We start from the raw sequence: 23,984 nt of genomic DNA on the forward strand, positions 1-23,984 counted from the left end.
CTATTCCCCCACGGCCACGGTCATGGCCAGCGCCTGCACGGTCAGCGGCGCCGGGCGGTGGGGCGGCTGGCGCAGCTCCACCTGATGCACGCGCCGCCAGCCCAGCAGCCCGTCCAGGATGAATTCGCCCGTCAGGCGCTGCGGGGCGGGCGGCGGGATCGCGTCCAGCGGCGGGGCCGGATCGTCGCCGATCACGCGCGTGGCCAGCGTCGCGCCGCGCAGCTCCACGGGCCCGGAGCGATGCAGCCGCAGCGCCATGCGCACCAGCCGGCTCTTGCGGCCGATCAGCGCGCCGGTCGGGTCGCGCGGCTCCACCGGCATGGTGCGGATCAGCACCTCGAAGCCGAGGCCGATTTCCGCCGTCACGCAGGGGCGCGGCAGGCTCAGCGTCCCGCCGCTGACCACCGCCGTGCCTTCCGGCCGCCCGTCCAGCACCATCACCACCTCGCGGCCGTTGAGGTGGGACAGGCCCGTCAGCGTGCTGGTCGGGGAGGCGAAGGCGTAGTGGCGCGCATGGTCCAGCAGCCCCTCCGGCTCCACCATCAGCAGGCGCACCGCCTCGTCGCGCGCCACGGCGAGGAAGATCGCGCCGTTGGCGAGCGCGGTCGCGCCCAGCAGCACGCCGTCGAAGTTCCAGCGGGTGAAGGCCACCACCTCCTGCGCGCGCAGCAGGCTCAGCACCGCCATGCCCGCGCCGGAGAGCTCGGGCAGCAGCACCAGGTCGCCGTCGTCCTGCGCGCGGCCCTTGACGGCGATCACGTCGCGCGGGTTGTCGATGAGGTGCGGCGAGAGCAGCGAGAGCAGCTCGGCCTGCCAGGCCTGCTCGATCTCGGCATAGACGAACTGCCGCAGCGCCGCGCCGCCGCGCTGGGCGAAGAGCAGCGCCCCGTCCACCTCCGCCACGCGGCAGAAGCGCCGAACCCCGCGGCGCGACTGCTCCTCGATCGCCACGTTGGTGGGCGTGATGGGCGGCGCGACGGTGATGGCGTGCTCCGCCCCCGAGGTGAAGATCAACAGCCCGCGATGGGACATGAGCTGGTGGATCTGGTTGAGCTGGTCGCTGTCGATCGAGAGCATCATGCCCTCGTCGTCCGCCGCGCCCTGCTGGAAGTCGAAGAACTGCCCGGCGCGCGAGGCGAGCAGCGTGGTGGGCCGGCTCGCCAGCCCGGCCAGCCAGAGGCGGCCCTGATGGAATGTGCCGCATTCCGGCCAGCCGCGGCTGGCGCTGATCACCGGCTCGGGCCCCGCGCCGAAATCGAAGTTGGGGATGTTGGCGAGGCTGGCGGAGGCGGAGGTCCAGGAGGTGTCCGATCCCGCGCGGCGGATGGCGTGGGGCGGGATGTTGTGGTGGAACAGCAGCAGCGTGTCGGCCGACTGCGCGAAGTTGATGGTGTTCGCCGCCGCCGCATCGCCGGGCCATGAGCCGGAGAAGAGGAAGGCCCCGTCGCTGCCGCGATAGACATGGAAGCCGAAGGCCCAGAAGGCGAGCAGATAGACCTGGCTGGCCGAGAAGGCGAAGGGCACGAGGCGCAGCCCGTTGGCGGCGGCGGCCGGCAGGTCGGCCAGGTGCCGCGTGCCGGGCCGGCGGCGCACGCCGCCTTGGGGAAGCACCGCGACATTGCGCAGCGCGGCCGCGCCGGAATAGTAGCGCGTCACCTCCACCCGCGCGTCCAGCCGCGGGTCCAGCTCGCCGGCCGTGAAGCTGGTCTGCACGGTGCGCAGCGTCCTCACCACGCGCCTCCGTGGCGGGCCGCGATCAGCGGGAAATCCGTCATCGCCATGTGCGGCTGCTGCTGCGCCTCCACGCGCCGGGCCTGCGCGAGAAGGCTCTGCTCGCCGAGGCCCCAGGCGCGCTGCGTCATGAGCTGCGCGTCGCTGTTGGAGCCGGTGATGTTGAGCGCGAGGTCCGCCGCCAGCGCCGCGCGCGCGAAATGGCGCAGATGCGGCGGCCAGCGCGCGAGCGGCGGTTCCGCCTGGAACTCGGCCCACACCTCCTCGGCGTCGCAGAGCAGCTCCTCGCCCTGAATGCGCCAGACGGCGATGGGCGGCGCGCCGGGATGGCTGCCGGCATAGGCCCCGCGGAAGGCCAGCATCTCCGCCGGCAGCGCGTAGGCGTAGCGGAAGCCGAGCTCGGGCGGCGCGAGGCGGCGCGGGAGACGCGCCTGGCGCATGGTGCATGCCCAGGGGTGGGCCGTCAGCACCGCGGCCAGGCTGGAGGGGCCGATGCGGAACAGGGTGCTGGCCAGCTCGGTGCCCTCGTCGGCCTGCATGACCGGCTGGGCGCCCAGCATCGCCAGCGCCTCGTTGCCGATCTCGAGCACCGTGTCCGGGTTCATGCCGCCACCCCCGCGAGGTCGAGCGCGCGGTCGATCAGCGCCGGCTCATAGGGCTGCCCGCCGAGCTCGTGGTGAATGACGGCCTCCACCAGCGGGCGCAGATGGGCGCGCCGGCCGAGATCGAGCGGCGCATCGGGGGCGAAGCCGGTGCGGCGCGCCACCGCCTGGACATAGGCCTCGGTGTCGTTCTCGACGGGCGGCGCATAGCGGCGGATCAGCGCCCGGATGGTCGAAAGCCCGTGCTTGCGCTGGTAGTTGCGCAGCAGCACCGCCAGCGCGCGGATGCCCCACACATGGTCCTCGAACACCACGAAGCGGCCCGCCGGCTCCGCGCCCACCTGGCCGCGCCAGGCGATGGCGCGGTTGAACACGATGTTGCCCGGGTTCCGGTTGCGGAACCCGCGCGCCGCGGTGGGGTCGGGCCTGCGGGCCGTCATGGCTTACCTGCGCAGCTTGTCGCGCGCGCTCCAGACCGCCGCGGCCAGAGCGAGCCCCGCGCCGGCGATGGCCTCCAGATGGGCCACTTGCTCGGCCGAGAGGCCGAGCGCCAGCAGGATGCCGCCGGCGAGGCTCAGGATGTGGCGCGCCTGGCCCATGAAGAGCGCGATGCGCTCGGGCGGCTCTGGCGCGGCGGGGGCGATGTCGGCCATGGGGTCTGCTCCTCCTTCACTCGGCGCGCGCGGCGGAGCGCAGCGCGCGTTCCTCCATGCGGGCCATGCGGGCTTCCACGCGCTCGAGGGTGCGCGCCATCTCGATGAGGCGCTCGCTCACGCGCGCCTGCTCGGAGACGCGGTGCTGCTCCAGCACCAGCACGCGCCGGTCGATGTCCCAGACGAAGCTCGCCACCCAGAGCATGAGGGCGAGCATCAGCGGCGCGGCGACGCGCGAGAGCGCCACCACCAGCGGGTGGGTGTTGAAGCCTTCCAGGGCGGTGCGCGGGGCTTCGGTCATCTCACATGCTCACCAGCGCCTCGGCGATGCGCCGCGCCACCGGCGCCAGGCCGGGCGGGTCAGGCCAGGGCGCATCCGCCCGCGCCATCACGCCGAAGCAGGCCACCGCACCATCCGCACTCGCGCTGGCAGGCGGCGCGCCCACCGGCGGCAGCACCGCCCCGAGCGTGCCCGCCTCGCAGGCCGCGTCCGCCGCCGCCTTGGCGGTCTCCGCGACTTCGCGCGGTCCGAACCACCCCTGCGCGATCCACGCCTCGCCCGCATCGTCCATGCACGCCTCCTTCACGCCGGCAGCGCCAGCGCCGCGTCCACCAGCGCCGAGCCCAGCAGCGGCGCGGGATAGGTGGTTGTCGGCTCATACCGCGGATTGGGATGAAAGTTCGTCCGCTGCGGCTCAATGATGATGCCGCGCCCGAGATGCCTGCGCGGCACGTCCGCCGCCGCCAGCGCCCATGTGCCGTCCGCCAGCAGATACACTGCCTCTCGCCAGCAAGTTGCGCGCGCGAAAAGGTCAGCACGGGCGATGTGATGATGCCGCCCGAGATGACCCGCTGCGCCAGCGCCGCGCCGGAGCCCGGCAGGCCCCGGCGCAGCACGCCGCCCAGCAGGCGGTAGTCCCACACGCTCACTGGCTGATCCTCGCCACCAGCGTGCCCGCGCCGATGGCCGAGACCGCGAGGCGGTAGAGCACCCCGGCCTCCGGCTCGTCGGCCACCTCGGTGCACGGGTTGGCCAGCACCACCCGCGCGCCGCCGGCCGTGCACCGCACCCAGGTCGCGCCGTCGTCGAAGCTGCGCTCCAGGCCCGCCAGCACGCCCGTGGCCGAGCCGCTGAGCGTGACGTTGAACCGCCCGTGCATGTGCACGGGCGGGGATTGCGCCGGGGCGGTGCTGGTCGTCCAGGCCAGCACGCCCCTGGCCAGTTCCGTGCCGCCGAAGACCGCCATCAGTCGCTGTTCGTGACGGTGAGGGCGGTGACGTTGGTCACGTCCACCGTGGTCGCGGTCTTGGTCGCCACCACATGCCAGCCGGCGGTGGACAGCGCGCCGCCGCCGGTGACGACCAGCACATAGATCAGGTCGCCGATCTCGAGCACGCTGTGCACCTCGTTGAAGTAGCCCGCATTGTCCACGGCGGCGTGCGCGTCCGTGGTGCGGTAGGTGTGGATGCGCGGCGCGGTCCCCGTGGTGGAGGCGGCCGGACGGAAGCCGGAAAGCTGGAAGGGCATGGGGGGTTACTCCGTGCAGTCCACGCGGATCACGCCCGCGGGATCGATGACCGTGGCGCCGGCCGCGAAGCGCTTCTCCAGCAGCCAGGCGGCGTGCGTCGGCACCCAGTTGATCTCGAGCTCCGACTCCATGTTGATCGCGAGGCCCAGCGTCTGGCGGTCGAAGGCGAAGCACTGTCGGATGCCGTCGCCGAGCGGCAGGCCGCCCTCGTCGCGCGCATCGTCGATGAGCAGCACATCCAGGCCATAGACCTGCGGCACCACGCCGGTGCGCGCCGCGCCCGTCTCGCCGAAGTCCTTGTTGACGGCGAGGTTGAGCGCGCGGATGTCGTCATAGACCTTGGCCGAGACGACGAGCTTGCGGTCGCCGCGCGGCACGGCGCGCGCGTCGAAGAGCCGCACGATGTTGCGCAGCTTCGCCTCGGTCATGCCCGAGCCGCCATCGGGGATGGTCGCCGTCGGCAGCGCCGCCACCAGCGCGTCGATGAGGAGCTGGTCCAGCATGCGGCCGCAGGCGAGGCCGATCACCTGGGCCAGCACGGGGCGTTCGTCGAAGGCGATGCGCGTGCGCTCGAGGTCGTCCGAGTATTGCGCCGCCGAGAAGCCGCGCACGGTCGCCACCGCCTTCGCGTAGGTGACGTTCATGGGCACGCGGGGCGAGGCGGGCACATGCAGGCGCGCCGTGCCGCGGGAAAGGCGCGGGAACTCGGCGGTGCCGCCCACCACCCCGTTCTGCACGCGCACATGCGGGCGGAGGATGGCGCCCGCCTGATACGCCACCTTCACCTGTTCGGAGTAGTAGGTGGCGACGACGGGATCGATGATCTTGGTCATGCCAGGGGCCTATGGCTCGATCTGGAACGAGCGCCTTTCGGCGCGGGCTCTGATCGCAGTCCGATAGGCCAGGCGCTGGCAGGGTCCGGCGGAGCGGATGGGGCCTGCGCGGTCCCGGGTCGTCTCTGCTTCGGCGATGGGCTCGCCGCGGGCCGCCGCGGCGCGTCCGGTCCGGCCAGGCGGATGGGGCGGCGCGACGCGACGCGGCGGAAGCTACCACGCCGCGCCGGCCTGTCCAGGACTTCTAGCACTCATGCGAGCGCCCGCTCGGGTGCCCGCACGGTCATCCCGCCCGGCTCAGCCCATGCGCCGGGCCATGATCTCGCGCAGCGCGCGCTCGGCCTTGCGGCCCAGCGCCTCGTCGCCGCGCTCGATGGCCTCGCGCATCATGCGCCGCGCGTCCTGCTCGGCCGTGTCGCCCTCATCCAGCGCGTCAAGAGGCACCGGCTGCTCGCCCAGCATGCCGCGCAGCTTGGCGAGCGCGCGCACCCCGTCGGCGGTGGAGACGCCGCGCAGCGCGGCCACCTCCGCGCGCGTCATCAGCCCGCGCGCCGCCAGCCCGTTTACCCATTCGCCCACCTCGCGCACGAGCTGCCGCCCCTGCGGCCCGAGCCGCGCCAGCTCCGCCTCCTCGTGCGCCCGCTGCGCCTCCGGGTCTGGCTGCGCCAGCCGCGCCGCCTCGCGCAGATAGGGCTCGGCGATGGCGGCGAGCTGCGCCTGGGTCACGCCCGCCTTGTGCGCGGCCTGGCGCACCGCGCTCCACACCGGGTCGTCGGGCGTAGGCATGATCTGTTCGGGCAGCCCCTCGATCCTGGGCAGGCTGTAGGCGTCGGGGCTGTCCGGCGGCGCGCCGCCCGCGCCGCGCGCAAGCCGGGCGCGCAGATCAGCCCAGCTCTTCGCGAGCGCCTCCACCTGCGGCTGGCCATCCTTCCAGAACTGCTCGGGGCACCATTCGGGCCGGCCATCGGCGGGCGGGTCATCCGCCACCGCGTCCAGCAGCCCGCGCGGCGCGGGCGGCGGCGGCGAATTTTCACCGGCGGCGTGGGCTTTCTCGGGCGCGGCGTTCGGCGCGCCCGGTGAATTTTCACCGGCGGGCGGCGCGGTCTCGGCCGGCTTCTCCAGGGTCTCGCTCATCACGCCTCCTCGTTTCCGTTCACCAGATGGCGCAGCCAGCGCCACACTTCCTTGCGCCCCTCGCGCCAGGCGGCCTCGGCCGCGCCCTCGCCCGGCCGCCAGCCGGGCGCGCGCAGCTCGCGCTCGGCGAGGCGCAGCACCAGCTCGCCGCGCTGGCGCAGCAGCACGGCCAGCGCCTCCGTCTCCTCGTCGCGCGGCGGCGCCGCCTGCTGCGGCGCGAAGGGATCCCAGCCGCCGCTCATGGCGCGGCCTGCCCGGTCAGCGCGGGGGCGAGGTTGCCCACCGCCTGCGCCAGCACGGGGCTGGCCAGCGCCGTCTCCGCCTGGCGCTGGCGCTCGGCGGCGGCGGCGCGCTCGGCCAGCTCGCGCTCGGTCGGGATCAGCTCGGGCGGCACATGGGCGCGGGAGGCGATCCATGGCGCGGCGCGGTCCAGATGGATGCCGCGCTCCAGCACCGCCGCGCCCACCGGGCCCAGCGCGGCCGCGCCCTGGATGAAGCCCATGACCGCCTGCAAATCCGCCCTGTCCTGCGCCAGCGCCAGCGGGCTCACGGCGCGGATGCGCACCACCTCGTCGCGCACCGCCTGCATCAGCCCCTGGAACCGCTCCTCCGCGAAGGCGCCCGCCTCCTCCATGATGTCCAGGCAGCGCGTCACCAGGGGCGAGAGCGCGTCCGCCTGCAGGCGGCCGAAGGCGCCCGTGTCCTGCTGGAAGCGCCGCACCCGCTCCGCCACCTCCGTGGCGGTCAGTCCCACCTGCACCTCGGGCGGCAGCGGGTCGTCGAACAGGGTCTGGCGGATGGCGGTGCGCAGCCGCTCGGCCAGGTCGTTGGAGAGGGCGAAGTTGGCCGGCCCGTCCAGCGGCCGCAGCGAGGGGCCGGCCACGCCGCCATTGCTGCGCACGGGGATGATGGCCCCGGGCGCCAGCCGCACCGTGGCCGGGTTCACCACCCCGTCGTCGGTCGCGGTGTAGGCCGGCGTCACCTGGAAGGAGGCCGCGCGCAGATAGAGCTCCATCAGCTTGTTCAGCACGCGGATGTCGGGCAGCGCGGCGGCGAGCGGCCCGCGCCCATGCGCCTCGCCCGGGCTCTTCGACCACCGCGTGATGATCCAGGGGCAGGTGCGATAGCGGCGCTTCGCGATCACCTCGCGCTCCTCGCGCAGGATCACGTGCATCGCCCAGTCGCCCCGCTCCGCGTCGAAAACGGTCGCTTGCAGCAGCGCCACCTCCTCCTCCGGCTTGTCCTTGATGCGGCGCGCCAGCTCGCGCGTCGGCGTCGCGTCCGGATAGAGGCGGGCGAGCAGGCGGCCCGGGATCTTCTGCGAGAAGAACACCCCCTCCACCGTGCCGAAGGGCCCGTCGTCGAAGGCCACCAGGGCGGAGGGCACCGCCTGGAAGCGCAGCAGCGGCGCGCCGGGCCGCGAGGTGGCGCGGCGGCCGTTTTCCACCAGCAGGCAGCCCACGCCGGCCGCGAGGTCCAGCGCCCACTCGTTGATCACCTGGTCGAAGTTGGAGCCGTGGATGTGCGCGAAGAGCATGTCGGTGGCCGCCGCCAGGTCGCGCGCCACGTCGCCCGCGCCCATGGCCCCGGCCATTTCGGGCGGCAGGGCCAGCATCGCCCAGCGCTGCTGCGGCGGGAACAGCGCCTGTTGCAGCCGGTTGGCGAAGCGCCCCGCCGCGATCACGGCCGTGCTGTCATAGACGCGCACATTGCGCTGGGCGCCGTAGCCATAGGCCTTCCAGGCGTCGCGCTCGGGCATGGCGTAGGCGTAGATGTCGCGCATCAGCGTCGCGAAGGCCTCGCGCTTGCGCTCGGCCGCCTCGGCGCGGCGCAGCAGGGCGGGGTCGGCCTCGGCCATGGCTCAGCCTCCCAGCTTGCGCTGCAGCCCGCGCTCGGGCTGGTCCTCGGTGCCCGTCTCGGGCCCGGCCAGCAGCAGCGCGCGGCCGGCATAGGCGCCCGCGCGGGCGCGGCGGTTGGCCTCCTCGCGCGCCTTCTGCTCCTCCTCGCGCTGGCGCGTCTGCTCCTCGCGCTGCGCCACCGCCGCCTCCTGGCGCGCGAGCGCCTCCTCCTGGCGGCGGAGGCTCTCCTCCATCGCCGCGCTGGTGCCGCGGCCGCCGCCGCCGAACAGCCCACCCATGCCCGCCTCCTTCGCTCAGCCCGCCGCGGGATAGGGTGAGACGGGCCGCGCCCCGCGCGCGATCACGGCCCGCCGCAGATGGTGCGGCGTCAGCACGCGAAGGCCCGTCAGCCCCAGCAGCGCCTTCGCCACCTCCACGCAGGTCATCGGCCCGCGCAGCCGCGCCTGGGGCGGCGCGGGCGGGGGCAGCGGCACGCGCAGCGCCTCCGCCTCCCAGGCCCACATCAGCCCGCGCGCGGCCTGCTCGGCCGGCAGATCCATCACCTCCACCCGCAGCCGCGCCCCCTCATGGTCCACGGCGAGGGACTGGCCCGGGCTCAGCGGCAGAACGGCCAGCACATGGGCGCGCCAGGGATGCAGCAGACGCTGCCACCAGGCGGTGACGCCCGCACCGCGCCGGGGGCGGAACACCAGGAAGAGCTCGCCCGCGCTCATGCCGCTCCGGCCTCCCGCCCGCGCGCCAGGGCGCGCTCGTGCCGCCAGTGATCGAGCCGCGCCCAATGGTCGCGCAGCAGGGCTGCCGCATGCGCCTCGGGGCTCTCGCCATGCGCCTCGGCCCGCGCCAGCAGCCAGGAGGCGAAGGGCTCGCCCAGCGTCACCACGAGGCGCAGCGGCGGGGGCGGCCCCGGCGGCTGCGCCTCGGGCGGGGTAAATCCAGGGGTGGATTTCCCCTGCTCCGGTTCCGCGTCGGAGTGATGGGCATATGCCCCCCTCCCTTTGCCCATCGCCTCGCCGGGCTCGGGCGCGGGAAATCCCGGGGTGGATTTCCCCTCTTCGGGCGCGATGCGCGCGAGCTTGCCGCCATGGCGGTGCGCGCGGGCGATGGCCGCGGGGTCCGGCCGATCGGCCGGCTCATCGGGCATGGTCAGGGTGATGGTCATCGGGCCTCCTCCAGGCTCCAGGGGTTCCAGTCCGCGGCGAAGCGCGCCGGCATGGGCGCGCGCAGGCGCGGGCGAAGGGCGGCCTCGGCCAGCCCCTCGCCGTCCAGCACTGCGTATTGCGCGGCCTCCACCAGGTGCGAGGCCCAGTTCTTCACGGCGCGCTCGCCGCGCCGGCCGGCCGTCACCTGCCAGCGGTAGTCGCGCGCCAGGGCGCGCGCCATCAGCCGGCAGGAAGGATCCAGCAGCAGCCCGGGCCGTCCGCCCTCCAGCACGCGCGCGAGCGGCCGGCGCAGCGCCTCGATGCGCAGCGTGGGGTCCTGTGTCCGCGCGGTGCCGACCGGCAGGCCCGCCGCGCGCGCCACGATCTCGACCCAGGCGCTCTCGCCCGCCTCGCGGTCCGCGCCGTAGGCCGAGGCCGGGTCGGCCACCATTTCCACGGGCCATCCCGGGGCGCGCTCGGCCAGCAGCGCGGCCAGCGCCTCGCCGAAGCGCTGCGGCCCCACCACGCCGGCCCGGGCGCGGTCATGGGTGGAAAGCTCCGCCAGCATCCGCCACTGCCCGTCGGGGCCGCGCTGCATCACCGCCGCGGCCGGGGTGCCGCCCGCATCCACGCCGACCCGCAGCGGCAGCCCGGGCAGCGGCGAAAGCGCCTTGGGCGCCACATGCAGCGCCTCGGCGAATTCGGGATAGACCGCGGCCTCTTCGCGCAGCAGGCCCGGGATGTTCTCGACGAAGCGCTTGCGCTCGTAGTCCGGCAGCACCGCCGCCCGCCGGCGGTAGAAGTCGCGGCCCAGCACCTCCAGGTTTTCCGCCTCGGGCGAAAGGCCGGAGGGCTGGCGGTAGAGCACCCAGCCCGGGCGCGGGTTCTCGATCATGTCGCGCACCACCCAACTGTCGGGTTCGGGCGCGTTGCAGGTGCCCCAGACCTGGCACGGGTTGATGTCCACCGTGGCGGAGGGGAAGCGGCCGGCGCGCTTGAACAGATTTGCCATGGTATCGGCGTCCATCAGGTCGCACTCGTCCACATAGGCGAAGCTGAACTCGAAGCCGCGCAGCGCGTCGTCCACCGACTGCTCGCCGATGCCGCGGAAATGCACCTCGAGCTCCACCACGCCGCCGAGCGGCGAGCGCAGCCTCAGGCTGTGCCGCTTCGGGCTGCCCTCCTTGCCGACGAAGCTGCCCAGGCTGCGCGGATACCAGTCGAGCCAGGAAAGGATGGTGCTCGCCTCCATGTCGGTCATGCGCTGGCGCATCACCAGGAAGCGGCATTGCCGCAGGCCGGGCTTGGTCTCCGGCCAGCGCATCGCCATCAGCACCCCGCGCTGCAGGCCCGTGACCGTCTTGCCGCCCGCGGCGGGGCCCATCAGAACCGACACGGGCGCGTCGCTGTCCACGAAGGCGCTGGAGACCGGGCCGGGGGATTTCCAGGCGCGCATGCTCATGCCGCGCTCACTTCCGCCGGCTGTGGCAGAAGCGGCCCGAAATGCTCCTCCATGGCCGCATGCCAATATTCCGTCGCAAACTCCACGTCGGGCCGGCGTTCGGGCTCCGCATAGGCGCTCCGGAACTCCTCCGCGAGCCGATAGACCCAGCGCTCCACATCGCGCGGCCGCTCACTCTCCGTCATGGCCCACCCCGTCGAAGAACAGATGGAGCGGCACCTTCACCGCCCGCGAGGTGCGCGGCCCGAAGCGCGCCGCCCCGGCCAGCACGGCGCCCGGGGCCTGCTCGAGAACGCCCTTCCAGGCGCCCGGCGCGCCCGGGCGGGCGGCCCAATGGGTGCGCTCGAAGAGCTTCGCCAGCAGCGGGTGGCTGTTCGCCACCGCCACATGGCCCAGCATCGGCCCGTCATTGTTCGCGTGCGCCGGCCCGTCCGGCTCGGCCCAGCGGCGGCGCAGCGGCCGGCCCTGCTCGTCGCAGACCGGCTCGAAGGCGATGCCGTGCCGCCGCAGCACGGATTGCGCGCGCTCGGCCTCCGCCGCGGTCGGCATGGTCCAGCCGCCCGTCTCCGGGTCGGGGCGGCGGCGGGCGAAGCTCGCCACCTCCAGCAGCTCGGCCACGCTCGTCTCCGCGCGCCCGCCCTCGTCGCGCAGCACGGTCGCGGCCAGCATCTCGATCAGGCGGAACCACTCGGGCCGCTCCTCCGCGCGGTCGGCCTGGGTGGCGTCCACCGTCATCTGCGCCCAGATGTCCAGGCTGTCGCTGTCGGGCGGCTCGTCCTGCTCGGCGATCCAGGCGAGGCCCAGCAGCACGGAATACTGATCGCCGTTGCGAGGGTCGCAGCCGCGCGCCATCAGCGCCTCGCGCCAGATGTGGCGCGTCTCCTCCCAGCGCGGCCAGCCGTCGATGGCGCGGCGCAGCAGCCGCCGGCCCAGCAGCTCCAGCGCCTCGCGGCGCAGCAGCGGCGGGGCGGAGCCGCGCGGCGGCTTGAGCATCTGCAGCACCGTGATGCGCGACTGGTCCTGGCTGGCGAGCGAGGGCTTCACCACCGAGGCGCAGATGGCCGTGAAGCGCAGCGTCTGCTCGATCACCGCCTGGTCCACCGTGGCGCGCAGCGCGGTGCCGCCGGAGGAGGATTGGCGCAGCAGCTTCACCGTGTTGTTCAGGCCGCGGTTGTCCTCGCTGGGCTCGGTCTCGTCCAGGCAGACCGGCCGCGCGTCGTAGCCGAGCTTGGCGCGCAGCGCGGCGGCCGAGGCGTCCTCGGCGGCGAGCAGATAGTCGCCGCGCTGGAGCAGATGGCCCAGCATGTCCAGCAGCGTGCTCTTGCCCGAGCCGCGCGGGGCGATCAGCCACAGATGCGGCCGCCAGTCGAGCGCCCCGCACAGCCAGGAGGCCATGACCCAGCCCAGCACCAGCCGCGGCGCGAGGCCCGGCACGGCCCAGTGCCAGTGATCCAGCAGCGCCAGCAGCTCGGCGGCCGGCCCCGCGGGCCCCGCCGCCTGCGCGTCCGGCGCCGGCCCCTTCCACTCCGGGCGCAGCGGATAGACACGCTCGCCCACCATCCCCGGCGCGCGCCGCTGCCCGCCCACCACCAGGTGCGAGCCCAGATGCAGGCGGAGATCCCCGTCCTCGCCGCGCCAGACGCCGCGGCCATGCACATTGTTCGAGGGCTCCCAGGCTCGGCCGCGCTCCTGCGCCTCGTTCACCAGGGCGCGCATCAGCACGTCGTTCTTGAAGTCGGTGGGCTCGCCGGTTTCCTTGTCGAAGGTCTTGGGGAAATGCTTGATGCACCAGTCGGTGCGTGGCGCGAACAGGGCGGAGAGCACGTTCTTCGAGTGCTGCTGCGCCTCGATGGCCATGATCTGCCCGATGGCGTTCAGGTAGTAGAACACCCGCCCGTCGCCGCCGAGCGGCAGAACGGGGCAGTCGGCCGGCAGGTGGCGGAAGCCGTTGGGCCGGCGTTCGCGCGCGTTGGCGAGCTGCTGGCGCAGCGGGTTGACGGTGGCGCTCATGCCATGGGCCTCCCGGACGGGGTGCGGCGGGCGACGAAGGGCGGCAGCCCGTGGCGCAGCCGCAGCCGCGCGGCCTCGCGCAGCGCGCCCTCGTCGGTGAGCTGCGCGATGCGCGCCATGGCCTCCTGGTGGCGCAGCCCGTGCCGCAGCCATTCCTCGTAGAGCCAGTCGCGCGCGAGCTCGCCGTCGCCCGGCTCCGGCCGCAGGGCGGAGAGGTCGAAGGGCATGGGCGGGGCGGGCAGGCCGCTGGGCCTGGCGCGGCGCAGTTCGTCGGGCACGGGCGCGCTTTCGGCCAGCCAGGCGCGCACGCGCTCGCGGATGCGGGGTGCGGAGGCGCCGCCGGCCCAGCCGGTCAGGCTGCTCGAGGTGACATCGAGCAGCTTCGCCAGCGTCGCCCAGGTCACGCCGGCCTGTTTCCGGCGCGCCTTCAGCGCGGCGCGCAGCGCGTCCTCGTCTTCGCTCATCGCCTCCCCCATGCCGCCTCTCGCGGCCGTTGCGGCGCGACGATGCCGCGCGCCACCAGCGCCTCGCCCAGCGCCGCCATGGCCGCGCGCCAGGCGCGCCAGTCCTTCTCCTCGCCCAGCATCGCGGGCGATGGGCTGCGCTGCGCGTCGCCATAGCGGCGCAGCACCCGCGCCTGGTCGAGCGTCAGCCGCCCCGCTCGGTGCAGCCGGTCGAGCTGGTTGAGGATGTCGTCCGGCGTGCAGGGCCGCTCGACGCCGCCCTCGCCGAGATCGGCCCGCGGCGGCCGCCCGTCCCGCCGGGCGATGAGCTGGGCGGCGCACCACAGCCAGGCTGCCTCCGCCGAGCGGAAGAGGCGCACGCCGCGCCGCGTCTGGGCCGCCGCGCTCACGACGCGCCCCCGCCGCCGCCCATCAGGAGACCCTCCTTGCGCTGTCGCCGCTCGGCGAGCGCTTCGGCGACCTGGTGCGACGGCCCCCGCCGCAGCGCCTCCGCACGCACCAGCTCCGGATCGACGCCGACAACCCAGCACCAGTTGCACCGCGCCTCCATCCATCCGCCCGCGGTTGCGGTCAGGAATTCCCATGCCTCGAGCTGTTCCGCCTTCGTCGCGCTGGACCGCGCGCGCTTCCGCTCGACCGGCTCGCCCGGCGGAGCCGTGGCCCGCGGCTCACAGCCATCGCGGAACGCCTGCGCGACGACCGCCGCCGCGAGCTCCGCACAGGCCAAGGCTTGGCCGCTCACGCCCCCCTCCTTGCGGCGCGCGCCGCGCCGGCGAGCTGGGCCATGTGCCAGGCGTTGAAGTCCTTGAAGCCCTCGGGCGGCTTCACCTCGCGCACGCTGCGCCCTTCCGCGAGCCAGCGGTCCGAGGCGGCTTCCACCGCGCGCTGCGGCGCGGGGTTGTCGCCGTCGCGGTCGCGCACCAGCACGATGTCGCGAAAGCGCTCGGGCAGGGCCAGGTCGCGCAGATTGCCCGCCGCCACATAGGCCGCCACGCGCCATTCCGGCATGTGCAGCGCGATGGTCAGTCCATCCTCGATGCCCTCGCAGAGCGCGAGCGTGTCCTCCTCCGGCGCCTCGGCCCATGGCCGCCCGGACCGGCCGCGATGCAGCGGGATCACGCCGCCCTTCATCGGCCCCAGCACCTTCTTGGCCGCCTTGATGGGCGCCTTGGTCCAGCGGCCCGCGGGCCCCGGCGCGAGGAAGGTGCGGTGGCAGGCCACCACCTTCCCCTCGCGCAGGATGGCCGCGAGCATGGCCGGCGCGTTGATGCGCCGCTCCGCGCACCACACGTCGGGGCGGAAGCGCAGCGCGCCCGGCGCGCGGCCGAGATCAGCGAGCCCCACGCCCCTCCCCTCGATGTAGGCCGCGGCCGGCGTGCCCGCGATCAGCCGGCCGCCATGCCACAGCGCCCGCGCGCTCTGCCGGCGCTCCTCGTCCTCGCGCGCCGCCTCCGCGCGCGGCGGCGGGGGCGGCGGCGCGCGCCCCTCCCCGGCCGCCCGGTCGGAGAGGCCGAGCCAGTGCCGCGCCCAGATGAGCGCCTCGCGCAGATCGCCGCCGAAGCGCGCCGCGGCCACCAGGTCCAGCGCATCCCCGCCCTCGCCGCCCGCGAAATCCTTCCACACGCCGCGGCGCGGCTCGCGCAGCCGGATGCCGAGCGAACAGCCCTGCTCGCCCGCCAGGCTGCCCACGCGCCATTCGTGCCCGTGCCGCCGCCCGGCCGGGAAGAGTTCGGCGGCGAGGCTCTCGATGCGCTCGGCTAGCATGGCCGAGATGTCCGAGACCGAGTGCAGATGCCGCCTCATCCCCCGCCCCCCTCAGCCGTCGTGCCGGGCCCGAGCGCGCCCCACCCTTCCGACGCCCTGGCGATCGAGCCGCCAGAGGCGGCGGCGCGGCCGCCGGGCGCGGCCGGGGGGTGGGCGGGGGCGCCCCCCGGGGGGGTCCGCCCGACCGCGCCGCCCGGCGGCAGGGCGAGCCGCGGCTGACTGGCGATCAGCGGCTCACCCACCCGCAACCCCTTGCGCCGCCTCGCGAAGCGCGCCCGCGTCCAACTCGCCCGCGTCCAACTCATGCGCCGTCGCCCTCGCCAAGGCCTTGATCCGCCTGGATCTTGAGCTGCGCCGCGAGACCAGGCGTGGCCACCAGGTTCACCACCACCGGCGCGGCCTGGTCGCCGCGCGCCGCCTGGGGCGCCTTGCCCCAGAGCCGGTCCATCACCTCGCGGTCCGCCTCCTGCTGGAGCCGCGCGGCCTCGATGCCCGTGCAGCCGAGCTGCCGCGCCAGCTCGGCGGTCGGCATGGCGGCCCGCTCGGCCATCCGCACCAGCGGCACGCCGTAGAGCCGCAGGATGAGGGCCTTCGCGCCCTCCGCCACGCGCTCGGCCACCGGCAGGCCGCGATGCGCGTCCCCCAGCGCCGCCTCGATCTCCCCGAGCTGCCGCTCGGCCTCGGCCGCCATGGCCAGGCGCAGCGGCGCCATCTCCGCCTCGCGCCGCTCGAGCTCCCGCTGCGCCTTGAGCCGCGCCCGCCGCCGCCGCTGGCGCTCCGCCGCGGAGAGCGGCCCTTCGGACCCCTCGGCGGGTGTTACGCCTGTCACGCCCCCCGTCACAGAGAACCCCCTGTCCCACCTAGGAAATCTCTCACTGTCACGGTGTTACGCATGGGAGCCTCATGCGCGCGCCCGCGCACGTGAGACGAGATCGCGTAACAGCGTGACAACCGGCGAAAATCGAGCGGTCTCAAGGGCTTGCGCGCAACTTGGAGCGTGACATGCGTAACATCGCGCAAGCCCCTGATTTCCCAGGAAACACGCCGCGCAAGCCCGCGCCGCACCCCCCGCCAGAGGCGGCCTGCGGCGATGGATGGCTTCTAGGTTGGGGGCCGGGGCGAGGGGCGCGCAGACGCGCGCCGGCCGCGCCGACGCGGGCCGGGCCGGAGCGCGTGACGGCGCGGCGCGGAGCCTCGGTCACGGTCGCGCACTCTTCGGTGAAGATGCTCATGCCGCGGCCTCGGGCTGCGATGCCGGCGCGCGCTCGATGAGCTCGAGCCCCTCCGCCCCGGGCGGCCGCCAGGCCAGGCCGGCGGCGCGCGCCATGCGCCAGAGCGTCAGCCAGTGGCGCGCCGGGATTTCGTTGCGCACCTGCCAAGACCCGACAGCGCTGATGGTCACGCCACAGGCGCGCGCCACCCGCGTCGGCCCGCCGAGCTGGCGGAGCATATCGGCCACCAAAATGGTTTCGCGCGTCATCGCGCGCAGGGTAGAACGGCTTAGCCGTAGTTAGTCAAGACGGGAGAAGCAACGTGACCATCATCGTGAAAGGCCCGCACTCATGGTTCATGCCGAAAACACTTCGAGCCTCCGAACAAAAGACCCGCGCCGGGGCCCGGCTCCGCGCCGCTCGGCTGGCCCTTGGTCTGACACAAGCCACCATCGCCCGCGCTTGCGGCATTAGCCCTCAGGCTTGGAGCGGCTGGGAGCGCGGGGACGACATGCCCGACCCGGCCGTGATCGCGCGCGCGTTCCCCGCCTTCGGCATCACGCCAGACTGGGTGTTCCTGGGGCTTCTCTCGTCAACGCCGTCGGCGTTGGCGGCCGAGCTGCGGGCACGTGCCGGCGAGTTGCTGTTCGGCGCCGACGATACTTCGCCCCCGCCAAATTCCGAAGATACGGCTTAGCCGCATTTTCTCATTGCAGGAACTACGGCTTTGCCGTAGCCTCCCCTCCATCCCGCACCCGGGAGGAGGAGGAGAAGATGCTGAGCGACCGTCTCGAGGCCATGGCCTCGCACTTCCGCGCCTGGGCCGAGCAGGCCCAGCCGCTCGAACTCAACCAGCGCGTCTCCGCGCTCATCGCCGCGCAGCTCGCCGACGCCGCCGGCCAGGCGCGCGCGCTGGAAGGCCGGCCCGTGCCGCCGCCCGCGCGCGGCGAGCTGCCTGCGGGCGTGATCCCCTTCCGCCGGCGGGCGGCATGAGCACCCCCCGCCTCACCGGCCCCATGCGGGCCGCACTCTGGCGGCTGCCGCCGGCCTATGCCGCGCCGCAGCCCCGGCCGCGCTACGTCCACAAGGCCACCATGGCCCGGCTGCTCGCCGAGGGGCTGGCCGAGGAGATCGCCCCCGGCCTCTACCGCCGCACCGCGCTCGCGCACCGCGCCGAGCTGCTGGCGGCCCCCGCCAGCCAGCCGGAGAACGCCGCATGAGCGAGGAGATTTCGCCGGATGATCCGGCCGCGCCGCGCGTGATCCGCTCCGAGCAGCGGCTCTTCGCGTCGGCCAGCATCACGGACGCGCTGGCGCAGACGGTGCATCAGCTCGCCGCCGTCTTTGCGGAGAACATCCCGGACTTCGTGGCTTCTCGCCGCGAGAACATGCTGCACGCTGAAGCGCGCACGAACAGCGCGCGCTTCGGCGCCTTCGTCTTCACCCTGACCCTGCATCGCGAGGAGCCCGAGGCATGACGCCCGTGGAAATGGAAACGCTGGACGCCTGCGCCGCGGACACCGTGGCGCTGCGCGAGGCGCTGCTGCGGATCGCCGATCTGTCCAAGACCCTCTCGGAGATCGAGCCGGCCGAGGAGGGCGCGATGCTCCGCGCCAAGGTCCAGATGCCGGGGCAAGAGCGCTGGCTGCACCTGCCGGTCTCCTCGCTTGAGGTGACGGCGCGGCTTCGCGTCGAGATGCAGGCCCGGCTGCGGGACGCGCGCGCGCTGGCGCGCCGCCTCGCGGCCAATCTCCAGGCGCTGGAAGGGGAGGCGGAGTGATGCCGTTCGAGCTTGTGCCCCAGGCGGCGGCCGACCGGACGCCGCGCCTGCGCGTCTCGCTCGGCGGCTTCGCCAAGGGCCGCAGCGCGCGGTGTCTCTCCGTGGTCCTGCACCCCGAGCTGCTGGCCCGGCTCGGCTGGAGCTTCGAGGACCGGATCGGCCTGCGCGTGGGCCATGGCCGCGATCTCGGCAAGGTCCAGCTCTTCCAGCACCCCGCGGGCGCGCGGCTCGGCTGCATGCCGGGCAGCGCCCTGGGCCTTCTGCGCCTGCGGCCCGGCGAGATGCTGGGCGCGCTGGAGGCGCCGAGCGCGCCGGCCGAGCACGACGTGGTGCGCGGCGAGCTGCACGTCATCCTGCCCTGGGCCGATCTGGAGGAGGCGCTGCGCGAAGCCGGCGCCTGGGCGGCGTGACGGTGGCGGGCGGGCTGCTGGCCCTGGCGCTGCTGGCGGCGGGGCTGGCCTGTCTGGTGGTGGCCGCGCTCGGCCTCTACCTGGCCGCGGATGCGGAGGTGCGCGCACGCCAGCGCCACGCCTCGGGCGTGGTGGCGGCGGGGGCGCTGATGGGGCTCGGCGGCGTGGTGGCCGCCATAATGCGGGTGCTGGGGCCATGAGCGAAATCAACACCTTCGCAGAGGCGGCCGGCGATGCGCTGGCCGACGCTTTCGTCGCGGCTGTCCAGCAGGCCGATGACCTGCACCACTTCGGCGCGGAGGAAATGCAGGTCGAGGTGCTCTCTGTCCTCCTGCCGGACGGCCGGCGGCTGCGCGTGCGCGTGCTGCTCGACTGGGTGCTGGCGTCATGACCGGCGCGCGGCGGGACCGCTGGCGGGACGGCGCGGGGCGGCTGTGGCTGCTGCGCGGGGGCGCGTGGCGGCTGGTGGGGCGCTGGCTGCGGCGGCGGCGGCCGCGGCGGCGGCGCTGGGGGGCCTGGTCATGAGCGCGCCGCGGCCGCTGATCGGCGCGCGCGAGGTGGCGGCGCTGCTCGGGCGCAGCCCGGCCTGGCTGGCGCGCGCGCGACGCTCTTTGGAGGCCGCGGGCTTCCCGCCGCCCCTGCTGCCGGGGCGCTGGCCGCGCTGGGACCCCGCGGCCATCGCCGCCTGGCAGGACGCGCAGATGCCGCCCAGCCTGGCCGCGCAGCGCGCCCGCGCGGCGGACCCCATGGCCCAGGCCGAGCAGGTGCTGCTTGCGCGCGCCATGGCGATGGCGCCTGCCTCTGTGGTGGAGTGAGCCGCATGTCCCGCGTGCGCCATTTCGTGGAGAAGGCCGGGCGCTTCTACTGGCAGCCCTCCGCGGCGCTGCGCGCGGCCGGCTGGCGGCCCGAGCGCCTGCCGGACGACCGTGCGGCCGCGCTCGCCCGGGCCGAGACGCTGAACATGGACGTGGACGCCTGGCGGCGGGGCGAGGTGTCGCCTGCCGCGCCGCCGGCCGTGGTGGCGCGGTCGCGCAAGCCCGCGGCGGGCACGGTGGCGGCCCTCATCGCCGACTACCGCCGCAGCCGGTGGTGGGCGAAGCTCGCGGTGTCGACGCGGCGCGACTACGAGTGGTGCCTCGATCTGATCGAGAGCTGGGCCGGGGACATGCCGGCCCGCGCCATCACACCGCCCGCCGTGCAGGCGCTCTATGCCGCGCAGCTCCGCCGCGTCGAAGGAACGGGCCGGGCCCGGCGGGTGATCGAGACGCCGGCCAAGGCGGCGGCGGTGATCCGCGTGCTGCGCCTGCTGCTGGGGGTGGGCGAGCGGCTGGGCTACATCCCGGCCGGCTCCAACCCGGCCGCGCGGCCGGGCATCAGCCTGCGCCGCCAGCGCGAGCCGGTGCTGTGGTCGGGCGAGGCGGTGCGCCACATGGCCGCGGTGGCCGATCGTCTGGGCTGGCGGTCGGTGGGCACGGGGATCCTGCTCAACGAATGGCTGGGCCAGCGCGAGGGCGATCTGCTGGCGCTGCCGCCATGGTCGCGCGAGGCGGGGACGCTGGTGCTGCGCCAATCGAAGACCGGCCGGCGCGTGGCGCTGCCGATCCATCTGGTGCCGCACCTCGTCGAGCGCCTGGAAGGCGAGGCCGCGCGGCGGGATGCGGTGCGCTCGCTCTCGCGGCTGCTGGTGCATGACCGGACCGGCCAGCCCTGGAGCACGCACACCTGGCGGCACGTCTTCGCGGAAATCCGCGCCGAGGCGGCGCGCGAGATGCCCGCCTGCGCCGATCTGCGCTTCGCCGAGCTGCGCCACACCGCGGTGACGCGGCTGCACGAGGCGGGGGTGGATGAACAGGGCATCGCGGGCGTGACGGGCCATACCCCGGGCAGCGTGCGGGCGATCCTGGACCGGCACTACCTCGTGCGCACCGGCAAGGCGGCGGAGCGCGCCTTCAAGGCGAGGTTGGAGGCGGAGCGTGGGGGCGCGTGATCGTTTTTTCCTCTCGCGCCATTTTCCTCTTGCGCGGCGTCCGCTTTCGGACAATACTGCCTGTGTTGGCGCGGGATTGGTCCCGGCCGGTTTGGGCGAGGAGGCCCAGCACATGAGCAAGCAGACCTACACCTGCACCATTCAGAGCATGGCCGGCGGCGAAGTCGTGGTGCGCGATCTGTCGGCGGCTGAGATCATTCAGCTTGCCGAGGCCTCTACTGACGACCTGCTCGAGCAGGTCGCCGGCATAGCCATCAACGAGGATGGCGAGCCGGAGCGCCCCTGGGAGCCGGGCGAACTGCTTGCCACCGCCATTCGGGTCTTGGAGCGCGCGAACGCGCGCTTTGAGGTCGGCTGACGTGACGCCAGAAGCGTTCGCGGCGGCGCTTCGGCGGCTGCATGGCAGCCGCCATGGCTGGCTCCGGCGCGCGTCAGAGGCACTCGGCGTGGGCTATGACAGCCTGCGCCACATGGTCGCGGGTCGGCGGCCGGTGCCGCCAGGCCTCGCGTCGGAGGTCATGGCGGCGTTGGCCGAGATGCCCGCGCCGGACCAAGTGGCTTGCCAGGTGGCTGCCGCCTGGGAGGTTTTTGGCGAGCAGCTAGAGGCACATGGCCCCCCGGCCGAGGTAAAGCTCAGCTTGAGCACGGGCTCGCCGGCCGCGCTAGCGCGGCTTCGCGCGCGCTTCGAGGCGCTCGGCATCAGGGTCGATGCTGAGACCGACTGATTTCCCCTTCGTCTGGTTCTGGAAGGCGCGCCTCGCGGAGCGCCGCGGACAGCGCCTGCGCGTGCTGGCGCGGGGCACGCTCAACTCGTGCCTGGTGGAGTTCGAGGACGGCTTCCGCGCCATCACCAGCCGCAACGCCCTGCGCCGCGCGTCCGTCTCTGACGAGTTGGAAAAGCCTGTTGGAAAAAAGTTGGACGCCGACCCGCCCGCAGCTTATTTTTCGTTGGAAGTCTTTGAAAAGATTGGTGGGCGCACTAGGGCTCGAACCTAGGACCCGCTGATTAAGAGTCAGCTGCTCTACCAACTGAGCTATGCGCCCGCCCGAGGCGCGCCTTCTACCCGGAACGCGCCGCTTGTCCAGCCCCCATCTGCATGGCGGGCATGCCCAGCGGGTATTTCCCTCCGCCGCCGGGCCGTTCCTGCACATAAACGGGCCAGGCGAGACCCGTCACACGCCCGCGCAGCGCGGCGAGCAGCGCAAGCCCCTCCTTCACCGGCACGGCGAAGCGCGCGGTGCCCGGGGCGGGGTCGAGCTGGTGCAGGTAATAGGGCTTCACCCGATGCCGCAGCATGGCGCGGAACAGCGCTTCCAGCGCCTCGGGGCTGTCGTTCACCCCGCGCAGCAGCACGCTCTGGCCGAGCAGCACCACACCCGCCCCGTGCAGCGCCCTGAGCGCAGCGCCCGCAGCCGGCGTGAACTCCGCCGCCGCATTGGCGTGCACGCAGAGGTAGAGCGGCTTGCCCGTCTCCAGCGCGCCCAGCAGCGCCGGGGTCACGCGCCCCGGATCGGCCACGGGCACGCGGCTGTGGATGCGCAGCGTCTCGATGTGCGGCAGGGCGGCGAGGCGCGCGAGGATGCGCCCCAGCCGGCGCGGCGAGAGGATCAGCGGGTCGCCCCCGGTCAGGATCGCCTCGCGCACCGCGGGGGTTCGGGCGAACCAGTCCAGCGCCGCCTCCAGCTCCGCCTCCGTCAACAGCCCGCCATCGGGCCCCACCGCCTCGCGCCGGAAGCAGAAGCGGCAATAGACGGGGCAGGCGAGCAGCGGCTTGAGCAGCGCGCGGTCCGGGTAGCGGTGCACCACGCCCTTCACCGGGGTGAAGGGGGCGTCGGCCGTGGGGTCGTCCAGCTCATGCGGGGCGGTGCGCAGTTCGGCCGGATCGGGCAGGTACTGGCGCGCCACATCTTCGTGGCCGGCGCGGATCAGCGCGGCAACCTCGGGTGTGACGGCCACGGCGTAGCGCGCCTCGACGGGGGCGAGGGCGGCCACGGCCTCGGGCGAGAGAAGTCCGGCCGCCGCGAGCTCTCCGGCGCTGCGCAGGGTGCGGTTCATGGTGCGCGGCTCCCTGCCCTGCTATGGCGCGGCGCGCAATGCCCGCCTGGTCGCCCGAGGCGCTCGCCGCCCGCCTGCCCTTCCTCGAGGCCCGCGCCCGCCTCACCGTCGGCGCGCGCGCCTTCCTCGCCGCGCGCGGCTACCGAGAGGTGGAGACGCCCTGCCTCGTGCCCGCACCTGGCATGGAGGTGCATCTGCGCGGCTTCCGCACCGGCTTCGCGCCGCATCTGGGCCAGGGCGCGCCGCGCGCGCTGTGGCTGCGCACCTCGCCCGAGCTCGCGCTGAAACGCCTCCTGGCCGCCGGCGCGGGGCCGATCTTCGAACTCGCCCGCGTCTGGCGCAACGGCGAGATCGGCACGCGCCACGCGCCGGAGTTCACCATGCTCGAATGGTATCGCCCGGGCGCGACGCTCGATGCGCTGATGGAGGAGACGGAGGCGCTGGTGCGCGCCCTCTGCCCGCCGCGCGTGGCGCATGACGGGGTGGAGACGGACCTCACTCTGCCCTTCGCGCGCATCACCTGCGCCGAGGCCTTCGCCCGCTGGTGCGGGCTCGATCTGCTCGCCAGCATCCGCCCCGACGGAACGGGCGATGCGGCCGCGCTCGGCGCCCGCCCAGGCGAGAGCTGGGAGGACGCCTTCTTCCGCCTGCTGCTCGACCATGTCGAGCCGCATCTGGGCCGGGAGCGCGGCTGCTTCCTCACCCATTGGCCCGCCCCCCAGGCCGCGCTGGCGCGCCGCGATCCCGATGACCCGCGCGTCGCGCTGCGCTTCGAGCTCTTCGTGGCCGGCGTCGAGCTCGCCAACGCCTTCGACGAGCTGACCGACCCGGCCGAGCAGCGCGCGCGCTTCGCCCATGACGTGGCCGAGCGCGTGCGGCTCTACGGCGCGGAGGAGGCCTGGCCGGTGGACGAGGATTTCCTCGCGGCCCTCGAGCACGGGATGCCCGCGGGCAGCGGCATCGCGCTGGGCTTCGACCGGCTGGCCATGCTCGCCTCCGGCGCGCGGCGCATCGAGGATGTCCTCTGGCTGGGCGGCTTTCCCTACTCCGCGGCCTAGACAGAAACTCCCTCGGCTTGTGGTTCGAGGGAGCACTTGAAGCCGAGCTTTATGATTTGGGCGGCGAGGTGACGTGCCTGCTGTTCTGGCGAGCGTTGGTGGAAGTGATTTGGTCCGAGATCGTGCCAGAAGGTTCCGTTTTGGAGCATGTGCCAGACGGCGGTGAGGATGGAGGCGGCGACGGCGCAGATGGCTTTTTTCGGTCCGCGGCGCTGTCGCAGATGGTGGAACTGGGCGCGGAGATAGCTGTCCTTCTTGCGGGTGGCGGCCCAGGCGCACTGGACGAGGGTGGTCTTGAGCCAG

Annotated in this window: 40 protein-coding genes, 1 tRNA gene and 1 pseudogene; 14 read left to right on the forward strand and 28 right to left on the reverse strand. The window is 74.1% G+C overall.

Going from position 1 to position 23,984, the window contains the following annotated elements; genetic code table 11:
- From H596_RS0108305 to H596_RS0108430, 25 genes are all read right to left on the reverse strand, one after another.
- Window positions 1-1,731, reverse strand: a complete 1,731-nt coding sequence (locus H596_RS0108305) for a hypothetical protein (protein ID WP_156910070.1) — start codon at window positions 1,729-1,731, stop codon at window positions 1-3.
- Entirely contained in the window at window positions 1,728-2,336 is a 609-nt protein-coding gene (locus H596_RS0108310; RefSeq protein ID WP_027284492.1) for a hypothetical protein, read from the reverse strand. The genes H596_RS0108305 and H596_RS0108310 overlap by 4 nt, the downstream gene beginning before the upstream one ends.
- Window positions 2,333-2,773: a hypothetical protein gene (locus H596_RS0108315; RefSeq protein WP_027284493.1), complete on the reverse strand. Its 441-nt coding sequence runs from the start codon at window positions 2,771-2,773 to the stop codon at window positions 2,333-2,335. Before H596_RS0108315 ends, H596_RS0108310 begins: the two co-directional genes overlap by 4 nt.
- 3 nt (window positions 2,774-2,776) lie before the next feature.
- Window positions 2,777-2,986, reverse strand: coding sequence for a Pam3-gp28 family putative phage holin (locus H596_RS0108320; RefSeq protein ID WP_027284494.1), 210 nt, complete (start codon window positions 2,984-2,986; stop codon window positions 2,777-2,779).
- A gap of 16 nt (window positions 2,987-3,002) precedes the next feature.
- Window positions 3,003-3,287 carry a hypothetical protein gene (locus tag H596_RS0108325; protein ID WP_027284495.1) on the reverse strand — a complete coding sequence of 95 codons (285 nt, stop codon included), beginning with the start codon at window positions 3,285-3,287 and terminating at the stop codon, window positions 3,003-3,005.
- 1 nt (window position 3,288) lies between these two features.
- Complete coding sequence (locus tag H596_RS0108330) at window positions 3,289-3,558, reverse strand: hypothetical protein (protein ID WP_027284496.1); 270 nt, start codon at window positions 3,556-3,558, stop codon at window positions 3,289-3,291.
- 11 nt (window positions 3,559-3,569) lie between these two features.
- Window positions 3,570-3,764 carry a hypothetical protein gene (locus tag H596_RS0108335; protein WP_027284497.1) on the reverse strand — a complete coding sequence of 65 codons (195 nt, stop codon included), beginning with the start codon at window positions 3,762-3,764 and terminating at the stop codon, window positions 3,570-3,572.
- A gap of 148 nt (window positions 3,765-3,912) precedes the next feature.
- Window positions 3,913-4,233 carry a hypothetical protein gene (locus tag H596_RS0108340; protein ID WP_027284498.1) on the reverse strand — a complete coding sequence of 107 codons (321 nt, stop codon included), beginning with the start codon at window positions 4,231-4,233 and terminating at the stop codon, window positions 3,913-3,915.
- Window positions 4,233-4,514, reverse strand: a complete 282-nt coding sequence (locus tag H596_RS20755; protein ID WP_037300557.1) for a hypothetical protein — start codon at window positions 4,512-4,514, stop codon at window positions 4,233-4,235. The genes H596_RS0108340 and H596_RS20755 overlap by 1 nt, the downstream gene beginning before the upstream one ends.
- A gap of 6 nt (window positions 4,515-4,520) precedes the next feature.
- Window positions 4,521-5,348 carry a phage capsid protein gene (locus H596_RS0108350; RefSeq protein WP_027284499.1) on the reverse strand — a complete coding sequence of 276 codons (828 nt, stop codon included), beginning with the start codon at window positions 5,346-5,348 and terminating at the stop codon, window positions 4,521-4,523.
- A 297-nt stretch (window positions 5,349-5,645) separates the two neighbouring features.
- On the reverse strand, window positions 5,646-6,482 hold the full coding sequence (locus H596_RS0108355; protein ID WP_027284500.1) for a capsid assembly protein: 837 nt from the start codon (window positions 6,480-6,482) through the stop codon (window positions 5,646-5,648).
- Window positions 6,482-6,724, reverse strand: a complete 243-nt coding sequence (locus tag H596_RS0108360; RefSeq protein WP_027284501.1) for a hypothetical protein — start codon at window positions 6,722-6,724, stop codon at window positions 6,482-6,484. The genes H596_RS0108355 and H596_RS0108360 overlap by 1 nt, the downstream gene beginning before the upstream one ends.
- Entirely contained in the window at window positions 6,721-8,340 is a 1,620-nt protein-coding gene (locus tag H596_RS0108365) for a portal protein (RefSeq protein WP_027284502.1), read from the reverse strand. Before H596_RS0108365 ends, H596_RS0108360 begins: the two co-directional genes overlap by 4 nt.
- 3 nt (window positions 8,341-8,343) lie before the next feature.
- Entirely contained in the window at window positions 8,344-8,619 is a 276-nt protein-coding gene (locus H596_RS0108370; protein ID WP_027284503.1) for a hypothetical protein, read from the reverse strand.
- Between the two features lie 15 nt (window positions 8,620-8,634).
- On the reverse strand, window positions 8,635-9,054 hold the full coding sequence (locus H596_RS20760; RefSeq protein ID WP_051212647.1) for a hypothetical protein: 420 nt from the start codon (window positions 9,052-9,054) through the stop codon (window positions 8,635-8,637).
- Window positions 9,051-9,500 carry a hypothetical protein gene (locus tag H596_RS0108380; RefSeq protein WP_027284504.1) on the reverse strand — a complete coding sequence of 150 codons (450 nt, stop codon included), beginning with the start codon at window positions 9,498-9,500 and terminating at the stop codon, window positions 9,051-9,053. Before H596_RS0108380 ends, H596_RS20760 begins: the two co-directional genes overlap by 4 nt.
- The gene (locus tag H596_RS0108385; protein WP_037300560.1) at window positions 9,497-10,942 is read right to left on the reverse strand and encodes a hypothetical protein; all 1,446 of its coding nucleotides are present in this window, start codon (window positions 10,940-10,942) and stop codon (window positions 9,497-9,499) included. Before H596_RS0108385 ends, H596_RS0108380 begins: the two co-directional genes overlap by 4 nt.
- Window positions 10,939-11,127 (reverse strand): hypothetical protein, encoded by a 189-nt coding sequence (locus tag H596_RS23780; protein WP_156910071.1) that lies wholly within the window; start codon window positions 11,125-11,127, stop codon window positions 10,939-10,941. The genes H596_RS0108385 and H596_RS23780 overlap by 4 nt, the downstream gene beginning before the upstream one ends.
- Complete coding sequence (locus H596_RS0108395) at window positions 11,114-12,952, reverse strand: hypothetical protein (RefSeq protein WP_027284506.1); 1,839 nt, start codon at window positions 12,950-12,952, stop codon at window positions 11,114-11,116. Before H596_RS0108395 ends, H596_RS23780 begins: the two co-directional genes overlap by 14 nt.
- Complete coding sequence (locus tag H596_RS23785) at window positions 12,949-13,416, reverse strand: transcriptional regulator (RefSeq protein ID WP_027284507.1); 468 nt, start codon at window positions 13,414-13,416, stop codon at window positions 12,949-12,951. The genes H596_RS0108395 and H596_RS23785 overlap by 4 nt, the downstream gene beginning before the upstream one ends.
- Complete coding sequence (locus H596_RS23790) at window positions 13,413-13,805, reverse strand: hypothetical protein (protein ID WP_051212649.1); 393 nt, start codon at window positions 13,803-13,805, stop codon at window positions 13,413-13,415. The genes H596_RS23785 and H596_RS23790 overlap by 4 nt, the downstream gene beginning before the upstream one ends.
- Entirely contained in the window at window positions 13,802-14,158 is a 357-nt protein-coding gene (locus tag H596_RS0108410) for a hypothetical protein (RefSeq protein ID WP_027284508.1), read from the reverse strand. Before H596_RS0108410 ends, H596_RS23790 begins: the two co-directional genes overlap by 4 nt.
- Window positions 14,155-15,219 (reverse strand): DUF7146 domain-containing protein, encoded by a 1,065-nt coding sequence (locus H596_RS20770; protein ID WP_051212651.1) that lies wholly within the window; start codon window positions 15,217-15,219, stop codon window positions 14,155-14,157. The genes H596_RS0108410 and H596_RS20770 overlap by 4 nt, the downstream gene beginning before the upstream one ends.
- A 262-nt stretch (window positions 15,220-15,481) precedes the next feature.
- Window positions 15,482-16,009, reverse strand: coding sequence for a hypothetical protein (locus H596_RS0108425; RefSeq protein WP_156910072.1), 528 nt, complete (start codon window positions 16,007-16,009; stop codon window positions 15,482-15,484).
- Window positions 16,010-16,408: 399 nt separating this feature from the next.
- Window positions 16,409-16,660 (reverse strand): carph-isopro domain-containing protein, encoded by a 252-nt coding sequence (locus H596_RS0108430; protein ID WP_156910073.1) that lies wholly within the window; start codon window positions 16,658-16,660, stop codon window positions 16,409-16,411.
- A 53-nt stretch (window positions 16,661-16,713) separates the two neighbouring features.
- Between H596_RS0108430 and H596_RS23360 the strand changes: the two genes are divergently transcribed.
- The 13 genes from H596_RS23360 to H596_RS23795 all read left to right on the forward strand — a co-directional run bounded on the left by H596_RS23360 (window position 16,714) and on the right by H596_RS23795 (window position 21,563).
- Window positions 16,714-17,088, forward strand: a complete 375-nt coding sequence (locus H596_RS23360; protein ID WP_037300570.1) for a helix-turn-helix domain-containing protein — start codon at window positions 16,714-16,716, stop codon at window positions 17,086-17,088.
- Window positions 17,089-17,165: 77 nt separating this feature from the next.
- Window positions 17,166-17,384 (forward strand): hypothetical protein, encoded by a 219-nt coding sequence (locus H596_RS0108440; protein WP_027284512.1) that lies wholly within the window; start codon window positions 17,166-17,168, stop codon window positions 17,382-17,384.
- Entirely contained in the window at window positions 17,381-17,611 is a 231-nt protein-coding gene (locus tag H596_RS0108445; protein ID WP_156910074.1) for a hypothetical protein, read from the forward strand. Before H596_RS0108440 ends, H596_RS0108445 begins: the two co-directional genes overlap by 4 nt.
- On the forward strand, window positions 17,608-17,868 hold the full coding sequence (locus H596_RS0108450; RefSeq protein WP_027284514.1) for a hypothetical protein: 261 nt from the start codon (window positions 17,608-17,610) through the stop codon (window positions 17,866-17,868). Before H596_RS0108445 ends, H596_RS0108450 begins: the two co-directional genes overlap by 4 nt.
- A complete protein-coding gene (locus H596_RS0108455) occupies window positions 17,865-18,170 on the forward strand; it encodes a hypothetical protein (protein ID WP_037300573.1) in 306 nt (101 codons plus the stop codon). Before H596_RS0108450 ends, H596_RS0108455 begins: the two co-directional genes overlap by 4 nt.
- Window positions 18,170-18,580, forward strand: coding sequence for a hypothetical protein (locus H596_RS0108460; protein WP_027284516.1), 411 nt, complete (start codon window positions 18,170-18,172; stop codon window positions 18,578-18,580). Before H596_RS0108455 ends, H596_RS0108460 begins: the two co-directional genes overlap by 1 nt.
- Window positions 18,577-18,780, forward strand: coding sequence for a hypothetical protein (locus H596_RS0108465; RefSeq protein WP_027284517.1), 204 nt, complete (start codon window positions 18,577-18,579; stop codon window positions 18,778-18,780). Before H596_RS0108460 ends, H596_RS0108465 begins: the two co-directional genes overlap by 4 nt.
- Complete coding sequence (locus H596_RS0108470) at window positions 18,777-18,971, forward strand: hypothetical protein (RefSeq protein ID WP_027284518.1); 195 nt, start codon at window positions 18,777-18,779, stop codon at window positions 18,969-18,971. Before H596_RS0108465 ends, H596_RS0108470 begins: the two co-directional genes overlap by 4 nt.
- Window positions 18,972-19,101: 130 nt before the next feature.
- On the forward strand, window positions 19,102-19,395 hold the full coding sequence (locus tag H596_RS20780) for a helix-turn-helix transcriptional regulator (RefSeq protein WP_051212654.1): 294 nt from the start codon (window positions 19,102-19,104) through the stop codon (window positions 19,393-19,395).
- Between the two features lie 5 nt (window positions 19,396-19,400).
- The gene (locus tag H596_RS20785) at window positions 19,401-20,567 is read left to right on the forward strand and encodes a tyrosine-type recombinase/integrase (protein WP_051212656.1); all 1,167 of its coding nucleotides are present in this window, start codon (window positions 19,401-19,403) and stop codon (window positions 20,565-20,567) included.
- A gap of 112 nt (window positions 20,568-20,679) precedes the next feature.
- Window positions 20,680-20,925, forward strand: coding sequence for a hypothetical protein (locus H596_RS0108485; protein WP_037300576.1), 246 nt, complete (start codon window positions 20,680-20,682; stop codon window positions 20,923-20,925).
- A gap of 1 nt (window position 20,926) precedes the next feature.
- Window positions 20,927-21,292: a hypothetical protein gene (locus H596_RS0108490; RefSeq protein WP_156910075.1), complete on the forward strand. Its 366-nt coding sequence runs from the start codon at window positions 20,927-20,929 to the stop codon at window positions 21,290-21,292.
- The gene (locus H596_RS23795; RefSeq protein ID WP_156910076.1) at window positions 21,276-21,563 is read left to right on the forward strand and encodes a hypothetical protein; all 288 of its coding nucleotides are present in this window, start codon (window positions 21,276-21,278) and stop codon (window positions 21,561-21,563) included. Before H596_RS0108490 ends, H596_RS23795 begins: the two co-directional genes overlap by 17 nt.
- On the opposite strand, the gene H596_RS0108495 is transcribed toward H596_RS23795, so the two are convergent.
- Together H596_RS0108495 and H596_RS0108500 are read right to left on the reverse strand one after the other, a co-directional pair.
- Window positions 21,536-21,611: transfer RNA gene (locus tag H596_RS0108495), tRNA-Lys, on the reverse strand. The genes H596_RS23795 and H596_RS0108495 overlap by 28 nt on opposite strands.
- A gap of 16 nt (window positions 21,612-21,627) precedes the next feature.
- Window positions 21,628-22,623 (reverse strand): lysine-2,3-aminomutase-like protein, encoded by a 996-nt coding sequence (locus H596_RS0108500; RefSeq protein ID WP_027284521.1) that lies wholly within the window; start codon window positions 22,621-22,623, stop codon window positions 21,628-21,630.
- A 38-nt stretch (window positions 22,624-22,661) separates the two neighbouring features.
- Here H596_RS0108500 and epmA point away from each other — a divergent pair, with 38 nt between their 5' ends.
- Window positions 22,662-23,681: an EF-P lysine aminoacylase EpmA gene (gene epmA, locus H596_RS0108505; RefSeq protein WP_245583972.1), complete on the forward strand. Its 1,020-nt coding sequence runs from the start codon at window positions 22,662-22,664 to the stop codon at window positions 23,679-23,681.
- A gap of 100 nt (window positions 23,682-23,781) precedes the next feature.
- Here epmA and H596_RS24105 read toward each other — a convergent pair.
- Window positions 23,782-23,984 (reverse strand): annotated as a pseudogene (locus tag H596_RS24105) (IS110 family transposase); the annotation flags it as partial.

Origin of the sequence: Rubritepida flocculans DSM 14296, from assembly GCF_000425365.1 — a bacterium.
Taxonomy (GTDB): domain Bacteria; phylum Pseudomonadota; class Alphaproteobacteria; order Acetobacterales; family Acetobacteraceae; genus Roseococcus; species Roseococcus flocculans.

Excerpts from the sequence above, each read along its gene's own strand:
- H596_RS20755 (WP_037300557.1), bottom strand. The coding sequence starts at position 4,514 with ATGCCCTTCCAGCTTTCCGGCTTCCGTCCGGCCGCCTCCACCACGGGG.
- H596_RS20760 (WP_051212647.1), bottom strand. The coding sequence starts at position 9,054 with ATGAGCGCGGGCGAGCTCTTCCTGGTGTTCCGCCCCCGGCGCGGTGCG.
- H596_RS0108315 (WP_027284493.1), bottom strand. The coding sequence starts at position 2,773 with ATGACGGCCCGCAGGCCCGACCCCACCGCGGCGCGCGGGTTCCGCAAC.
- H596_RS0108440 (WP_027284512.1), top strand. The coding sequence starts at position 17,166 with ATGCTGAGCGACCGTCTCGAGGCCATGGCCTCGCACTTCCGCGCCTGG.
- H596_RS0108500 (WP_027284521.1), bottom strand. The coding sequence starts at position 22,623 with ATGAACCGCACCCTGCGCAGCGCCGGAGAGCTCGCGGCGGCCGGACTT.
- H596_RS0108310 (WP_027284492.1), bottom strand. The coding sequence starts at position 2,336 with ATGAACCCGGACACGGTGCTCGAGATCGGCAACGAGGCGCTGGCGATG.
- H596_RS0108320 (WP_027284494.1), bottom strand. The coding sequence starts at position 2,986 with ATGGCCGACATCGCCCCCGCCGCGCCAGAGCCGCCCGAGCGCATCGCG.
- H596_RS0108470 (WP_027284518.1), top strand. The coding sequence starts at position 18,777 with ATGAGCGAAATCAACACCTTCGCAGAGGCGGCCGGCGATGCGCTGGCC.
- H596_RS0108355 (WP_027284500.1), bottom strand. The coding sequence starts at position 6,482 with ATGAGCGAGACCCTGGAGAAGCCGGCCGAGACCGCGCCGCCCGCCGGT.
- H596_RS0108395 (WP_027284506.1), bottom strand. The coding sequence starts at position 12,952 with ATGAGCGCCACCGTCAACCCGCTGCGCCAGCAGCTCGCCAACGCGCGC.
- H596_RS0108380 (WP_027284504.1), bottom strand. The coding sequence starts at position 9,500 with ATGACCATCACCCTGACCATGCCCGATGAGCCGGCCGATCGGCCGGAC.
- H596_RS0108445 (WP_156910074.1), top strand. The coding sequence starts at position 17,381 with ATGAGCACCCCCCGCCTCACCGGCCCCATGCGGGCCGCACTCTGGCGG.
- H596_RS0108350 (WP_027284499.1), bottom strand. The coding sequence starts at position 5,348 with ATGACCAAGATCATCGATCCCGTCGTCGCCACCTACTACTCCGAACAG.
- H596_RS0108455 (WP_037300573.1), top strand. The coding sequence starts at position 17,865 with ATGACGCCCGTGGAAATGGAAACGCTGGACGCCTGCGCCGCGGACACC.
- H596_RS23780 (WP_156910071.1), bottom strand. The coding sequence starts at position 11,127 with ATGACGGAGAGTGAGCGGCCGCGCGATGTGGAGCGCTGGGTCTATCGG.
- H596_RS0108365 (WP_027284502.1), bottom strand. The coding sequence starts at position 8,340 with ATGGCCGAGGCCGACCCCGCCCTGCTGCGCCGCGCCGAGGCGGCCGAG.
- H596_RS0108340 (WP_027284498.1), bottom strand. The coding sequence starts at position 4,233 with ATGGCGGTCTTCGGCGGCACGGAACTGGCCAGGGGCGTGCTGGCCTGG.
- H596_RS0108325 (WP_027284495.1), bottom strand. The coding sequence starts at position 3,287 with ATGACCGAAGCCCCGCGCACCGCCCTGGAAGGCTTCAACACCCACCCG.
- H596_RS0108330 (WP_027284496.1), bottom strand. The coding sequence starts at position 3,558 with ATGGACGATGCGGGCGAGGCGTGGATCGCGCAGGGGTGGTTCGGACCG.
- H596_RS0108370 (WP_027284503.1), bottom strand. The coding sequence starts at position 8,619 with ATGGGTGGGCTGTTCGGCGGCGGCGGCCGCGGCACCAGCGCGGCGATG.
- H596_RS20770 (WP_051212651.1), bottom strand. The coding sequence starts at position 15,219 with ATGAGGCGGCATCTGCACTCGGTCTCGGACATCTCGGCCATGCTAGCC.
- H596_RS23795 (WP_156910076.1), top strand. The coding sequence starts at position 21,276 with ATGCTGAGACCGACTGATTTCCCCTTCGTCTGGTTCTGGAAGGCGCGC.
- H596_RS20785 (WP_051212656.1), top strand. The coding sequence starts at position 19,401 with ATGTCCCGCGTGCGCCATTTCGTGGAGAAGGCCGGGCGCTTCTACTGG.
- H596_RS0108460 (WP_027284516.1), top strand. The coding sequence starts at position 18,170 with ATGCCGTTCGAGCTTGTGCCCCAGGCGGCGGCCGACCGGACGCCGCGC.
- epmA (WP_245583972.1), top strand. The coding sequence starts at position 22,662 with ATGCCCGCCTGGTCGCCCGAGGCGCTCGCCGCCCGCCTGCCCTTCCTC.
- H596_RS0108430 (WP_156910073.1), bottom strand. The coding sequence starts at position 16,660 with ATGACGCGCGAAACCATTTTGGTGGCCGATATGCTCCGCCAGCTCGGC.
- H596_RS0108385 (WP_037300560.1), bottom strand. The coding sequence starts at position 10,942 with ATGAGCATGCGCGCCTGGAAATCCCCCGGCCCGGTCTCCAGCGCCTTC.
- H596_RS0108450 (WP_027284514.1), top strand. The coding sequence starts at position 17,608 with ATGAGCGAGGAGATTTCGCCGGATGATCCGGCCGCGCCGCGCGTGATC.
- H596_RS20780 (WP_051212654.1), top strand. The coding sequence starts at position 19,102 with ATGAGCGCGCCGCGGCCGCTGATCGGCGCGCGCGAGGTGGCGGCGCTG.
- H596_RS0108485 (WP_037300576.1), top strand. The coding sequence starts at position 20,680 with ATGAGCAAGCAGACCTACACCTGCACCATTCAGAGCATGGCCGGCGGC.
- H596_RS23785 (WP_027284507.1), bottom strand. The coding sequence starts at position 13,416 with ATGAGCGAAGACGAGGACGCGCTGCGCGCCGCGCTGAAGGCGCGCCGG.
- H596_RS0108360 (WP_027284501.1), bottom strand. The coding sequence starts at position 6,724 with ATGAGCGGCGGCTGGGATCCCTTCGCGCCGCAGCAGGCGGCGCCGCCG.